Source organism: Mesorhizobium qingshengii, assembly GCF_900103325.1.
In the GTDB taxonomy this organism is placed as follows: domain Bacteria; phylum Pseudomonadota; class Alphaproteobacteria; order Rhizobiales; family Rhizobiaceae; genus Mesorhizobium; species Mesorhizobium qingshengii.
Map to the genome: position 1 here is coordinate 43,219 of NZ_FMXM01000026.1, position 12,716 is coordinate 55,934.

A 12,716-nucleotide genomic window follows, 5' to 3' on the forward strand; every position below is an offset into this window, starting at 1 on the left:
CAATAGCCACAAGACGCCCGATAGGCTCCCAAAGCCAGGACAAAAAAAACGGGAGGCTTACGTCATGCGGTTGGTCTGGACGATCGTGTTCGCGCTGGCGAGCGGCTTGGCTTTGGCGGCCTCGCCGGAGGACGACTATATCGCCGCGCGCGACAAGGCGATTGCCGCCATAGCGGCACTCAACAGCGCGAATGCTCCGGTGGAAACGCTCGATGCCGCCGATGCCAAGGCGCGGGCCGATCTCGAAGGGCGCCTGTCCACCCTTCTCGGCCCCCTAGCGGTTGTGGATTTTCCGGCGACCGGCACCAGCAATCTCGAAAGCCTGAGCGACGCCGATGTCGGATACGGCATGCTCGACGGGCTGAGATACGCCAGGACTGACGAGGGCCCGAGCCTCGTGGCAACGACGCGAGGGCTCCTCGATCGCTGGCTTCGATCCAGGGCCACCGAGACGGACGCGAATCTCAAACTGCCCACCGGCATCGACGAGGCGCTGAAACTCGATGCCTTCTACACCCAGGCGATCAGCAGCGACGCCGCGTTCATGGGGACGCTCGACTTTCCGCTGAAGAAGCCCGAAGGCGCCGACATCGCCATTGCGCGGCTTGGCGGCTGGACGCAGGACGTGGGGCCGATCGGAGAACAGCAGGTCATCGTCACGCTCGTCAAGGGTAACAGCGTCATGATCGCCTCGGCGCCCGCCGCGCAGCCCGTTCCGAAGATCGCGGCCTGCGAGGCCATATGGACCTCGGCCGACGCCGCTGCCCAGAAATTGGCCGCCCAGGCTTCCGAGCAAAAGGACGAAAAGGCATATGATGCCGCCAATACCGCCTGGGAAAAAGGTGACGGCGACTATCGCAAGTGCATGGGCGAGCACCTGCCGAGCGACCCGGTCTTCCCGGCGCTTCTCAGTCAGGCGCAGGAGCTTGCCGATCACATGGCCGGCAAGTAGGCGTCCCCTACGCGTGAACGCCGCGCTCGCCCCGGCGCTTCTAGTTCTTTGCGCCGGCCAGGGTCGTGAAGGCACTTTCGACGGTCTCGAAAGTCAGCTCGGGGCAGAGCGTGCCGGTCTCCGGGTTGGCCGTTTCAATCGCGGTCTCGCCGCGGATCCAGAACGCCGACGCGATCATCGGCTCAAGGTCGTCGGCCCCCTTATTCCCTATTCCTTGGCGCGATAGGCTTCCGGCACGACGAACACTTCGTCGGCACGGCCATAGCCGCCATCGGCGACTTCCTCCACCAGCACCATCGTGTAGGGTCGGACGCCTTCGCCGAAAAATTCGACGAACATCGCCGTCGTGCGATGGATGAGGTCTTCCTTCTGCGCCTTGGAGAGAGCCGCTTGCGGCATCTTGATGTTGGCGAATGGCATGATCGTTTCCTTCTCCTTGAGGGTGGGTTTCAGGCCTTGGGATGGAGCAGGTCGGCAAGGCCGATCCGCTCCATGAGTTGCGCACGCACGCGGTCGGCGATGCCGTTGACGATCGCGGCGCCATCGTCGGAGGGATCGATGTGCACGCGCAGCGGGCGCCTTCCGTGCGGCATGGCGACGAGGTCGACGATTGCCGTGGCGACGTCAGCCGGATCGGCATCCGCCGGCTCGAGCGAAGCCAGCCCCTTCAGCACCTGCTGATCGACATCGGCGTAGGGCCCGGACCAGTAGAGCGCGGCTCGCGCCGCATCCGCGGGCGCGGCGGCATGATGAAAATGCTCCGTACCCTTGGTGAAGGCGCCCGGCACGACGATCGTCGTTTCGATGCCGAAGCGGGCAAGTTCCAGCGCATAGCTCTGCGCCAGCGCATCCATGCCGGCCTTTGCCGCGAAATAGGCCGCGAGGAACGGCGGCGTGCCGCCACGTGTGCTGCTCGAGCCTACCCAGATCATCTGCCCTCTGCCGAGGGAGCGCATATGCGGCAAGGCCGCACGGTTGACGCGCTGCGTGCCGACGACGTTGACGTCGTAGAGCTGCGCCAGCTGCTCGGGTTCGAAAGCCTCGGTTGGTCCAAACCCCATATGCCCGGCATTGTGGATGAGCACGTCGAGCCGGCCGGCCTCGCCGAGGATCAGCCGGACCGCCGCTTCGGCGGAAGCATCGGAAGTGACATCGAGCGCGAGGGGCTTGAGCGCCAGGCCCTCGTCGCGGCCGAATTTCTCCATCTCGGCCGCCGCCACGCCGCCGCGCGCCGCCGGGTCGCGCATCGAGGCGTAGACCGTGTGGCCGGCTCTCGCGAGTTCCCGGGCGGTCATCGCGCCGAAGCCGCTGGAAGCGCCTGTGATCAGGATTGTCTGTTGCATGGTCATCTCCTCAGATCACGCCGCCATTGGCGCGGATGATCTGTCCATTGACCCAGAAGCTGTCCGGCCCGGCCAGGAACGAAACCACCCCGGCGATATCGTCGGGCTGGCCGAGCCGGCCGAGCGGGATCATTTTGCCGATGGCCGCGACCTGCGCCTCGCTCTTGCCGTCCAGGAACAGCGCCGTCTCGATCGGCCCCGGCGCCACCGCGTTGACGGTGACACGGCGCGCGCCAAGCTCCTTGGCCAGGATATGGGTCATCGCCTCGACGCCCGCCTTGGTGGCGGCGTAGACGCCGTAGCCCGGCTGGTAGAGGCCGACGACGCTGCTCGAGAAATTGATGATACGGCCGCCGTCGCGAAGGCGCTTTGCGCCTTCCCGCATGCCACGGAACACGCCGCCAAGATTGATCGCGATCTGCGTGTCGAACGAAGCGTCGTCGGTCTGCGCGATCGGCGAAAGCTTCATGATGCCGGCATTGTTGACGAGGATGTCGATGCCGCCGAAGGCCTTTTCGCCGGCGTCGAAAAGAGCGGCGATGCCGGCCGGATCGGCGATATCGGCCTGAACGGCGATCGCCTTGCCGCCGCCGGTTTCGATCGCACGCACAAGCTCTTCGGCCTCGGCGCGTCCCCGCGCATAGTTGACGACGAGGGCGACGCCGTCGCGGGCGAGCCGCTGCGCGATGGCCGCGCCGATGCCCTTGGAGGCGCCGGTCACGATCGCGGTTCTGGTTTGGTCAGATGTCATGGAAGTCTCTCCGTGTTGTTGGTGACACGGATATAGACCAAGCCGTTTCCCGGATAATCAGCCGCCTATTGACATCACTATCCGTAAACTGCGAACAAATGGCATGGATCGACTGGATGCGATGCGGCTCTTTGTTCGCGTTCTGGAGAGGCGCAGCTTCACCGCTGCCGCCGCCGATCTCGGCCTGCCGCGTTCGACCGCGACGGAAGCGATCAGGCGGCTCGAAGAGCATCTCGGCGCGCGGCTGCTGGAACGGACGACGCGGCAGGTGAATCCCACGCAGGACGGCGAGGCCTACTATCGCAGCTGCCTGTCGATCCTGGCCGAGATCGAGGATGCCGAGGCCGCCTTCCGCAATGCCGAGCCGTTCGGCCTGCTGCGCATCGATGCCAGCACGCTGCTCACCCGCACTTTCCTGTTGCCGCGCCTGCCCGAATTCCTCGCCCGCTATGTCAGGATCGACCTGCAGATCGGCCAGAGCGACAGGCTGGTCGATCTCGTGCGCGAGGGGGTGGATTGCGTGATACGCGTCGGCGAGCCGCCCGACAGCGGCATGATCATGCGGCGGCTGGCGATGATCCGCGAGATCACCTGCGCCAGCCCCGCCTATCTCGAACGGCACGGCACACCCACCTCCCCCAACGCGCTCGACGGGCACCAGGCGGTGGGTTTCGTCTCGTCGCGCACCGGCGAGACCCTTCCGTTCGAATTCACCGTCGGTGGCAAGACCCTTGAAGTCCGGCTGCCGGGCCGCGTCGCTGCGAACAATTCCGACACCGCCGCCGATCTGGCGCGGCTTGGGCTGGGCTTGATCCAGGCACCGCGCTATCGTTTCGAGAAGGAGCTTGCCGACGGGACGCTGGTCGAGGTGCTGGCCGACTACCCGCCCTCGCCGACGCCGCTGTCGGCGCTTTACCCGCAGAACAGGCAGCTCTCGCCGCGCCTTCGCGTCTTCCTCGACTGGGCGTCGCGCATCTTCGCGGAGGCGAACCTGTAGTCGGTCCATCAAGCCCCGGTTCAGCCTGCGATCCGAAATCCGGCAGCCATGAGCCGATGCCGCAACTTACATCCAGCTTGGAAGTTTTAATTTAAGCGTTTTCTACTAAGCTGCGACCGGGGGCTGTTGTTCAGGAAAGGTATTCAGGTCGAATTGGCCATAACGGGATTCAATCTCGGCCGTGTCAAACAGGCCGTTTTCTCTTCCGCCAACTTGCCGGCGGCCATTGCTTTTGTTGTGCTTTTGGCTTGCGCCATCATTGCCGACCAGCAGAACAGCAGGGTCTCCGATCAACTGGCGCGCGCCGATGTGCTGGCCAAGGTCAACATCATCCGCGCCAAGCTCGAAGGCAACATAGGCGGCAATCTCCAGCTTGTTCAGGGCCTCGTCTCGACCATCGTTACAGAGCCCTACATGGGCCAGCAGAGATTTGCCTCGCTCGCGGCCAATCTGTTCCAGCAGAAATCGCAACTGCGCAACATCGCCGGCGCGCCCGACCTCGTCATCTCGCTGATGTACCCGATCAAGGGCAACGAGAAGGCGATCGGGCTCGACTATCGCAAGAACGAGGCGCAACGCATGGCGGCACTTCGGGCGCGCGACCAGCGCGTGCTGGTGTTTGCCGGCCCGGTCGACCTTGCGCAGGGCGGGCGCGGCTTCATCGGCCGCATTCCAGTCTTCGTGCCGACGGCGGGCGGCGGCGACCGCTTCTGGGGCATCGTCTCGGCGGTGGTCGATGTCGACCGGCTCTACGCGGCGAGCGGACTGACCGACCCGGATCTCGACATCGATGTCGCGCTCACGGGCAAGGATGCGCTGGGTGGCGGCGGCGAACGCTTCTTCGGCGGCGGCAATGTCGTCGCCGGAAATCCCGTTTCCGCCGATGTGCAGCTGTCTTCGGGCTCCTGGCAGATTTCGGCCATCCCCAAAGGCGGCTGGCCAACCGCCCCGAAGAACGAGTTGGCCTTGCGGGCGCTCATGCTGCTCGCTGGCGCGCTGGTGGTGCTGCCGATCATGGTGGCCGGGCGGCTGTTCGGAGAAAGGCAGAAAAACTACGCCGAGCTGAGACGCCTGTCCGGGCGTCTGGAGCTGGCGCTGGAAGCCTCGGGCATCGGCGTTTGGGAACACGACCTCGCCACCCACAAAATGGTGTGGGATGACCGCGTCAACGAAATCTACGGCAAGCCAGCCGACGGCAAGCCGCGCGGCTATGATGACTGGGCGCAGGCGATCCATCCTGAAGACATCGGGCGGGCGCTGCGGGATTTCGATCTGGCCACCACGAAGAAAGGCCCCTACTCCTCACAATACCGGCTCCTGCGCCCCGACGGCACCGTCCGCCATGTGCGCACGCGCGCCAGCTTCTTCCAGGATATCGACGGCACGCCAAAGCTGATCGGCGCCGAATGGGACGTGACCAGCGACGTGCTGCTCAACGAGACCCTCATGCGCGAGCGCCAATTGACGGAATCGAAGAACGCCGAGCTCAATCTCGCCAAGGCGCATATCGAGTACGCGGCGCTGCACGATTCGCTGACCGGCCTGCCCAACCGCCGCTATCTCGACGAGCTGCTGGCCGAAACCAGCGAACCGGACCGCCGCACGGCGCTGCTGCATCTGGATCTGGACCGCTTCAAGCAGATCAACGACACGCTCGGTCACGCCGCGGGCGATGCCATGCTGGTGCATGCCTCCAAGGTCATCAAGGCCAATGCGGGCCGTAACGATTTCGTTGCGCGCATCGGCGGCGACGAGTTCGTCGTGGTGAGCCACGGGCTTGACGACGAACAGCTCGCGGCGCTCGCCGACCGCATCATCGAGGAGATGCGCCAGCCTGTCGACTATCGGGGCCATCCGTGCCGGTTCGGAGTGAGTATCGGCATTGCCGCCAACAGCGGCGTCGACGCCAGGCAGCTGCTCGTCAACACCGATCTGGCGCTTTACCGGGCGAAAGGCCGCGGCCGCAACCGCTACGAGTTCTTCAACGAAGAGCTGCAGAGCGAGATCATGCGGACCAAGCAGACCGCCGATGAGATCCTGGGCGGGCTGGAGCGCAACGAATTCATCGCTTACTACCAGCCGCAATTCGATGCCAGGACGCTCGAGATCGTCGGCGTCGAGGCGTTGTCGCGTTGGAAGCATCCGCGCCGCGGCATCCTGCCCCCCGACACCTATCTCAAGGTGGCCGAAGAGCTCAACGTGGTGGCGCTGATCGACCGCACGGTGCTCGAACAGGCGCTGGAGAATTTCGGGCGCTGGTCGCGCAGCCACCTCAACATCCCGCGCGTGTCGGTCAACGTCTCGGCCAGGCGCCTGGAGGACAAGGACTTGATCAGTGGCCTGCGCAAGCTCGGGATCAAGGCAGGAACCGTGTCGTTCGAGCTGGTGGAGTCCATCTTCCTCGACGAGAACGACGATCTGGTCACCTGGAACATCGAGCACATCAAGGAGCTCGGCATCGACATCGAGATCGATGATTTCGGCACCGGCCACGCCTCGATCGTCTCCCTGCTCAAGCTGCAGCCGCGCCGCCTCAAGATCGACCGGCAACTGGTCACGCCCATCACCGGCTCGAGCGCGCAGCGGCACCTGGTGTCGTCGATCATCGAGATCGGCAAGTCACTCGGCATCGAAGTGGTTGCCGAGGGCGTCGAGACGATGGAGCACGCGCGCATCCTGAAAGAGCTTGGCTGCGATATCCTGCAGGGTTACTTCTTGGGCCGCCCGATGGAGGCCAAGGCCTTCAAGGCCTTCGCCCAGTCGCGCAAATGGCTGGTCGCGGGGTAAGAGGTACCTGCAACCCCGGGACCCCCGCCGTATCGTCACGAAAGCCCGCGCCTTCGCGCCATTTGCGGTTATGGTGGATGCTCGACAGTCGCCGCGATTGAGGTTCCCAACATGGACAGACTGGCATGCGACCGGATGCTGGTTGCGGTCATCGAGCGCCGGAGCCTGTCCGCCGCGGCGCAAAAACTCGGTGTGAGTTCGGGCCAAGCGTCCAAGCTGGTTTCCCGGCTCGAGGAAGAACTGGGCGTGCAGCTGCTTCATCGCACGACCCGCTCCGTCTCTCCCACGGAGGCCGGGCGCGCCTATTTCGAGCGGATCAAGAGCCTGCTCGAGGAGATGGACGAGCTGGATTCCACCATCCGCAGCGCGTCGGGGGCACCGCGTGGGCGACTGGTCATGTCCGTGCCGATTACCTTCGGCACCCAGGTCCTTGCACCGCTTTTGGCCGAGTTCGCGCGCGCGCATCCGCTGATCGAGCTCGACGTGTCGTTCTCCGACCGCGTGGTCAATCTGGTGGAAGAAGGTTTCGACCTCGCCCTGCGTATCGGCACCTTGCGCGACAGCACCCTTATTGCGCGAAAGCTCTGTCCGATCCGGCTGGTGACGACGGCGGCGCCATCCTATCTGCACGCATTCGGCGCTCCGGATCGTCCCCGGGACGTGACCGGCCACGCCTGCATCCTCGACACCAACTTCGCCGACGGGGCCAGCTGGCGTTTTGCCCGCGGCTTGACGGTGCCGATCCGTGGCCGGCTGCGCTTCTCCAACGCCGAGGCCTGCGCGGCCGCGGCGGCGATCGGCCTGGTTCTGGTGCAGGGTCCCAGCTTCGTCGCCGGCGAGCGTATCCGGACCGGCCAGCTCGTTCCGGTGCTGGCCGACCACGAGGCCGACCCGATGGCTCTTTGGGCCGTCTACACCACCGGCCGGCACCTGGCGGCCAAGGTGCGGGTGATGGTGGATTTCCTCGTCTCGCATTTCCAGGACAGCCCGCCTTGGGACCAGGGCTGGTAGACTTTCCGATTTGGAAGAAATCTTCTGCGATTTCACCAGATAGTGGTCGATTCGGAACAGGTCCATATTCCCGTCATCGCCGCAGGGCAAGCTGACAGGAGCACAGGACATGACACTCGCAATCATCGGTACCGGCAATATGGCCAAAGGCCTCGCCACAGTATTTTCGGGCAACGCCATCGTCTTCGGTTCGCGCCACCCGTCGGAGGCAGCCTCGGTCGCCAGCGGCTTCGGCGTCAGCGTCTCCGCGGCCTCGATCCCCGACGCCGTCGCCAAGGCCGACATTGTCTTTCTCGCCGTGCCCTATGATGCCGCGGCCGCGGTGGTGAAAGCCGCTGGAGGCCTGGCGGGCAAGATCGTCGTCGACCTGACCAATCCCATGAAGGCCGACTTTTCCGGCCTGGCCATCGGCTTTTCGACCAGCGCCGCTGAAGAAATCGCGCGGCTTGCCCCGCAGGCCAAGGTAGTGAAGGGCTTCAACACCTTGTTTGCGTCGGTGCTGCAGAATGGCGGCAAGGTCGCCGGCACCCCTGCAGCGGTGCTGCTCGCCGGCGACGACGCGGGCGCCGTCGCCCAGGTCGAGGCGCTGGTGAAAGCAGCCGGCCTCAAGGCCATCGTCGCCGGCCCCTTGGCCGCGTCGCGCAACATCGAGGCCGTGGCCGCCCTCAACATCGGCCTCGGCTATGGCCAGGGAAAGGGCACCGATATCGCTCCGACCTGGGTCGGCATCTGACTTGAGCATTCATCGCTCTCCGGCCTCGGTGGCCGGAGCGCGCCATCGAAGAACAAAATAGCAAGCCGCGACGCGCCACTTGATATCGGTCAAGTGGTGCGTCGCGGCACCTGTGGACAATCCCCGGCGATTGGTGAAGGACGAAGACGATGCTCATTGAAGGAAAATGGACGGCCAACTGGCAGCCGGTGCAGGCAAGCGATGCCAAGGGCGGCTTCGTCAGGCAGGTTTCCGGCTTTCGCAACTGGGTAACGCCTGACGGCAGCGCCGGACCGACGGGTGACGCGGGTTTCGCCGCCGAAGCGGGCCGCTATCACCTCTATGTCGCGCTCATCTGCCCCTGGGCATCCCGCACGCTGATCGCGCGCAAGCTCAAGGGGCTCGAGGGCGTCATTTCCATCAGCATCGTCAACCCGCGCCTGGACAATGAAGGCTGGGCGTTCGGTGGCTATCCCGGCACTGGCCCCGACGACATCAACGGGGCCCGCCATCTGCATGAAATCTACACCAGGGCCGACCCGCTCTATACCGGGCGTGCCACCGTGCCCGTCCTTTGGGACAAGCAGCTTGGCACCATCGTCAACAACGAGAGCGCCGATATCGTGCGCATGCTCAACTCGGGCTTCGGCGACCTCGCAAGCGGACCGGATCTGTATCCCGCGCCGTTGCGGGCCGAGATCGACGCGCTCAACGCGGAAATCTATCCACGGCTTAACAACGGCGTCTATCGCGCCGGCTTCGCCATCACGCAAATCGCCTATGAGGAAGCCTTCGATGACGTGTTCTCGATGCTCGGGAGTCTCGAGGCCCGGCTCGACAAGGGTGGGCCTTTCCTTCTGGGCGATGCCCTGACCGAGGCCGACATCAGGCTGTTCGTCACCCTGGTGCGTTTTGACGCCGCCTATCACGGCCTGTTCAAATGCAATCTGCGGCGCCTCGCCGACTATCCGGCGCTGAGTGCCTATATGGCCGCGATGCTGGCCGTGCCGGGGGTCGCTGAAACCGTCAGCATCGAGCACATCAAGGCCGGCTACTATTCGGTCAAGGCCCTCAACCCCAACGGCATCGTGCCGAAGGGACCCGACCTGCCGGGCCTCGCGCCGGTCTCCGTGAAAAGCCAGCACTGATGGATCGCGGCCTGGTCATTCTCTTGCACGGCGTCGGCAGCAACGGCGCCAACATGGCAGCGCTCGGTCGGGCGCTGGCACCCGCACTGCCCGGCCTCGCCTTCGAAAGCCCTGATGCGCCCCATGGCAGCGGCGCGCATCGCGAGTGGTTCAGCGTCATCGGCGTTACCGAGGCCAACCGCCCCGGCCGCGTCGTTGCGGCGCGGCCCGGTTTTGACGCGGTTATCGCCACCCTGATCGAGCAACACGGTTACTCGAATGCGCTTGATCGCGTGGCGCTGCTCGGCTTTTCCCAAGGCTCGATCATGGCGCTCGACGCGCTGGCCAGCGGGCGCTGGCCCGTAGGGGCGGTGGTCGCTTTCTCGGGACGCCTGGCATCCCCGCCACCCCTGGCGCCCGCGACCGGCACGCCATTGCTCCTGGTTCACGGCGACGCCGACCCGGTCATGCCTTCGGGCGAGAGCATCCGGGCGGCGGAGCAACTGAAGGCGGCCGGTGTCCGGGCCAGGATCTCGATCGAGCCCGGTCTCGGCCACCAGGTTTCAAACGGTGGCCTCGCCGAGGCAGCCAGCTTCATCGACGACGTGCTGCCCTGACCGTCTCAGCCGTGTGCGGACGGCGCAGCAACAAGGCAAAACGCAACGCTATGGCGCAGCGCGCCCGACTTCGAGGAGGCCGCCCAGGCCGCGTCGCGATGGTTTGGCGAACCCGAATCGGTGCTGCGCGTGCTAAAGGAACCGTTTGAGCCTGATTTCGGTTGTCTGCTGTGCAACCTATCATTCCACGATGGCACCCGATGAGCGAACATGAAATATGGCAATCAGGAAGCGCGGTTCCTTTCGAAAGATCGTGAGTGGTATCGTCGCGGCAATTGCCACCGCGCCTGATCGCACGTCCGAGCCCGGCGTGAACAGCAGCGCGTCTGTGGTCACCGAATGGCCGCTGCCGGCATCGGCAACGCTTGGCTCCTCCTCGCGCCTGAAGGGGATCGAACGCGAAATTCGAGCCCGCCTGCCCTGGGCGGTGAGGAAGTTCGCCAAGGCCGAGACGGGCCGTATCGTGTTGCGCATGTTGCAAACCGATGCGGATGCGTTCCAGGCCGCCTCTGAAACCATCTCCAGGACGCTGGAGGGCATCGAAGCACTGGCCGTGCTTCCGCGCGAGGCAGAGGACATTCTCACCATCTCCGCCCGCGAGCGCCACAAATGGCTCAAGGACGGTCGCCTGAAGAGCATCGGCACGCGCACCGTGAAGATGCGCGGGCGATCCAAGGCGGTGACCTTCCATGTCTTCGATCCACGCCACATCGAGGACATTCTCGATCGTGACCTGGCGAGCGCCTGGCGGGAGGAGGATGCGCAGGAAGCGTCCGAAAACAGACGGCGCGGTGCCGGCAAGGCCGCTCTGACGCGTGCGGGGAAGCGAGAGCGCAAGGCGCGCAGTGTCAGGAATTCGGGAAAGGATGATGCTCCACGGCCAAAGCTGGAAGGCTGGGACACATTCGAGGCGGAAGGACTGCTGCGCTAGGACCGAGGACGCGCGCCTTCGGTTCGGGTCGCGAAATCCAAATGGTCGAAAAACGAGGTAGGGTGTCGGGAAGCACCTCGGCCGTGCGTCCTTTGGGTGCAACCAAGAACCGGACACCTGACCAACCACCCGGAGCCTACCAGTGATCCCCACCATCACCGCCTTTGAACGATCGCCCGATGGCGGCAAGGGACTGGCGCGCGATACGCGCGTTCGCTGGGCGCTCGAAGAAGTCGGGCAGCCTTATGAGGTTCGTCTCGTTTCCTTCGCCGGGATGAAGGCGCCTGAGCATCTGGCCATCCATCCCTTCGGTCAGATCCCCACCTATGAGGAAGGGTCTCTGTGCCTGTTCGAGACCGGCTCGATCGTCTTCCATCTTGCCGAGCAGCATGCGGGCCTGCTGCCCAGGGACCGCGATGCGCGGGCGCGTGCCATCACCTGGATGTTTGCCGCGCTGAACACCGTCGAGCCGCCGATCCTCGAATTGACGACGGCAAGGATATTCGAAGCCGAAAGGTCCTGGAGCGAGGAGCGCCTGCCCTTGGTCAAGGACCGCGTTCGCGCGCGGCTGGACAAGCTCTCGGTCTACCTGGGCGCTGCCGACTGGCTTGATGTCGCGTTCAGCGCGGGCGATCTGTTGATGGTATCGGTGCTGCTGCGACTACGTATGTCAGGCCTTCTGGATGAATATCAGAACCTGACTGCCTACGTGGCGCGTGGGGAAGCCCGGCCCGCTTATGCCAGGGCTTTCGCCGCGCAATTTGCGGTCAATGCGCCATCATAAAGCTGGCCGATAGCAGGTTTGAAGTCAGCATGCCGCCGAGTCTCTGGGCTCAGGGCGGCTACGGATACTTCGCCTTTGCGACCGCCGGGCTTAAATCGCCCTGCAACGCCTTCGGCAGGGGCAGGCTCGAGCATTGCTGGTGTACGTTGCGGGCGTAAAGCTTCCGCTGCTTCTGCTCGGCCTCCTTGGTGGCGGCTATGATCCCCAGCCCATAGGGGCCAAGGGCTGCGAATTCCCAACCCGGATGATGTTTTTCGCGAGCCTCGTAGTCCGAAGCCTGCGCCCGGGCCTGCTGGCATTCCGGCGACGCCCATTGCTGGTCCTGTTGCGAAAGCGACGCACCATAGTCGACCGGAGACGTCGCGCATCCTGCCACCATCGCGGTCAACGCGGACACTGCAATTCCCATCGCAATTCTCATCCGAAGCCCCTTCCCGTGAATCGCATCATCATAAATTCCGCATGACCGTAGCGAAATGGGCGGCGCCATCTATCTGGCAGCCCCCTCGCGGGTAAAGACGCTCCGTTTTGCGTGAGGCTTCCTATGCTTGGCGACGATGAGACTGCCGCTTTCGGCATGCCTTGCCGGCGCCTCCACGCCAATCACGTGTACGCGATGTCCAGCCCCTGCGCTTGCCATCGGCCCTGCTTCGGGGCGATCGTCTCGCGGCCAGATTCAAGTCGCATGCCGGGAACCAAATGAC

14 protein-coding genes are annotated in these 12,716 nt (G+C 64.7%); 9 read left to right on the forward strand and 5 right to left on the reverse strand.

The window, feature by feature from the left end; genetic code table 11:
- Positions 1-64: 64 nt before the first annotated feature.
- Positions 65-952 (forward strand): hypothetical protein, encoded by an 888-nt coding sequence (locus tag BLS48_RS29590; RefSeq protein WP_091585492.1) that lies wholly within the window; start codon positions 65-67, stop codon positions 950-952.
- Positions 953-992: 40 nt separating this feature from the next.
- On the opposite strand, the gene BLS48_RS35270 is transcribed toward BLS48_RS29590, so the two are convergent.
- The 4 genes from BLS48_RS35270 to BLS48_RS29605 are packed head-to-tail and all read right to left on the reverse strand — an operon-like array spanning position 993 to position 3,046.
- Positions 993-1,130, reverse strand: a complete 138-nt coding sequence (locus BLS48_RS35270) for a hypothetical protein (RefSeq protein WP_208604690.1) — start codon at positions 1,128-1,130, stop codon at positions 993-995.
- Between the two features lie 29 nt (positions 1,131-1,159).
- On the reverse strand, positions 1,160-1,372 hold the full coding sequence (locus tag BLS48_RS29595) for a tautomerase family protein (RefSeq protein WP_091585494.1): 213 nt from the start codon (positions 1,370-1,372) through the stop codon (positions 1,160-1,162).
- Between the two features lie 29 nt (positions 1,373-1,401).
- Positions 1,402-2,295 carry an SDR family oxidoreductase gene (locus BLS48_RS29600; protein WP_091585582.1) on the reverse strand — a complete coding sequence of 298 codons (894 nt, stop codon included), beginning with the start codon at positions 2,293-2,295 and terminating at the stop codon, positions 1,402-1,404.
- 10 nt (positions 2,296-2,305) lie between these two features.
- Positions 2,306-3,046: an SDR family oxidoreductase gene (locus BLS48_RS29605; RefSeq protein ID WP_091585495.1), complete on the reverse strand. Its 741-nt coding sequence runs from the start codon at positions 3,044-3,046 to the stop codon at positions 2,306-2,308.
- A gap of 103 nt (positions 3,047-3,149) precedes the next feature.
- Between BLS48_RS29605 and BLS48_RS29610 the strand changes: the two genes are divergently transcribed.
- The 8 genes from BLS48_RS29610 to BLS48_RS29645 all read left to right on the forward strand — a co-directional run bounded on the left by BLS48_RS29610 (position 3,150) and on the right by BLS48_RS29645 (position 12,012).
- A complete protein-coding gene (locus BLS48_RS29610) occupies positions 3,150-4,043 on the forward strand; it encodes a LysR family transcriptional regulator (RefSeq protein WP_091585496.1) in 894 nt (297 codons plus the stop codon).
- Positions 4,044-4,196: 153 nt separating this feature from the next.
- Complete coding sequence (locus BLS48_RS29615) at positions 4,197-6,830, forward strand: bifunctional diguanylate cyclase/phosphodiesterase (RefSeq protein WP_091585585.1); 2,634 nt, start codon at positions 4,197-4,199, stop codon at positions 6,828-6,830.
- A 111-nt stretch (positions 6,831-6,941) separates the two neighbouring features.
- A complete protein-coding gene (locus tag BLS48_RS29620) occupies positions 6,942-7,841 on the forward strand; it encodes a LysR family transcriptional regulator (RefSeq protein WP_091585497.1) in 900 nt (299 codons plus the stop codon).
- A gap of 109 nt (positions 7,842-7,950) precedes the next feature.
- Entirely contained in the window at positions 7,951-8,574 is a 624-nt protein-coding gene (locus BLS48_RS29625; RefSeq protein WP_091585498.1) for an NADPH-dependent F420 reductase, read from the forward strand.
- 149 nt (positions 8,575-8,723) lie between these two features.
- Positions 8,724-9,701: a glutathione S-transferase family protein gene (locus tag BLS48_RS29630; RefSeq protein ID WP_091585499.1), complete on the forward strand. Its 978-nt coding sequence runs from the start codon at positions 8,724-8,726 to the stop codon at positions 9,699-9,701.
- Positions 9,701-10,297 carry an alpha/beta hydrolase gene (locus tag BLS48_RS29635; RefSeq protein WP_091585500.1) on the forward strand — a complete coding sequence of 199 codons (597 nt, stop codon included), beginning with the start codon at positions 9,701-9,703 and terminating at the stop codon, positions 10,295-10,297. The genes BLS48_RS29630 and BLS48_RS29635 overlap by 1 nt, the downstream gene beginning before the upstream one ends.
- Positions 10,298-10,514: 217 nt before the next feature.
- On the forward strand, positions 10,515-11,228 hold the full coding sequence (locus tag BLS48_RS29640; RefSeq protein WP_091585502.1) for a hypothetical protein: 714 nt from the start codon (positions 10,515-10,517) through the stop codon (positions 11,226-11,228).
- Between the two features lie 142 nt (positions 11,229-11,370).
- The gene (locus BLS48_RS29645; protein WP_091585507.1) at positions 11,371-12,012 is read left to right on the forward strand and encodes a glutathione S-transferase family protein; all 642 of its coding nucleotides are present in this window, start codon (positions 11,371-11,373) and stop codon (positions 12,010-12,012) included.
- Between the two features lie 58 nt (positions 12,013-12,070).
- On the opposite strand, the gene BLS48_RS29650 is transcribed toward BLS48_RS29645, so the two are convergent.
- Positions 12,071-12,433 carry a hypothetical protein gene (locus BLS48_RS29650; RefSeq protein ID WP_091585508.1) on the reverse strand — a complete coding sequence of 121 codons (363 nt, stop codon included), beginning with the start codon at positions 12,431-12,433 and terminating at the stop codon, positions 12,071-12,073.
- Between the last annotated feature and the right edge of the window lie 283 nt (positions 12,434-12,716).

Bases quoted from the DNA above. Each gene is read 5' to 3' on its own strand.
- BLS48_RS29590 (WP_091585492.1), top strand. From the start codon at position 65: ATGCGGTTGGTCTGGACGATCGTGTTCGCGCTGGCGAGCGGCTTGGCT.
- BLS48_RS35270 (WP_208604690.1), bottom strand. From the start codon at position 1,130: ATGATCGCGTCGGCGTTCTGGATCCGCGGCGAGACCGCGATTGAAACG.
- BLS48_RS29595 (WP_091585494.1), bottom strand. From the start codon at position 1,372: ATGCCATTCGCCAACATCAAGATGCCGCAAGCGGCTCTCTCCAAGGCG.
- BLS48_RS29600 (WP_091585582.1), bottom strand. From the start codon at position 2,295: ATGCAACAGACAATCCTGATCACAGGCGCTTCCAGCGGCTTCGGCGCG.
- BLS48_RS29605 (WP_091585495.1), bottom strand. From the start codon at position 3,046: ATGACATCTGACCAAACCAGAACCGCGATCGTGACCGGCGCCTCCAAG.
- BLS48_RS29610 (WP_091585496.1), top strand. From the start codon at position 3,150: ATGGATCGACTGGATGCGATGCGGCTCTTTGTTCGCGTTCTGGAGAGG.
- BLS48_RS29620 (WP_091585497.1), top strand. From the start codon at position 6,942: ATGGACAGACTGGCATGCGACCGGATGCTGGTTGCGGTCATCGAGCGC.
- BLS48_RS29625 (WP_091585498.1), top strand. From the start codon at position 7,951: ATGACACTCGCAATCATCGGTACCGGCAATATGGCCAAAGGCCTCGCC.
- BLS48_RS29630 (WP_091585499.1), top strand. From the start codon at position 8,724: ATGCTCATTGAAGGAAAATGGACGGCCAACTGGCAGCCGGTGCAGGCA.
- BLS48_RS29635 (WP_091585500.1), top strand. From the start codon at position 9,701: ATGGATCGCGGCCTGGTCATTCTCTTGCACGGCGTCGGCAGCAACGGC.
- BLS48_RS29640 (WP_091585502.1), top strand. From the start codon at position 10,515: ATGGCAATCAGGAAGCGCGGTTCCTTTCGAAAGATCGTGAGTGGTATC.
- BLS48_RS29650 (WP_091585508.1), bottom strand. From the start codon at position 12,433: ATGAGAATTGCGATGGGAATTGCAGTGTCCGCGTTGACCGCGATGGTG.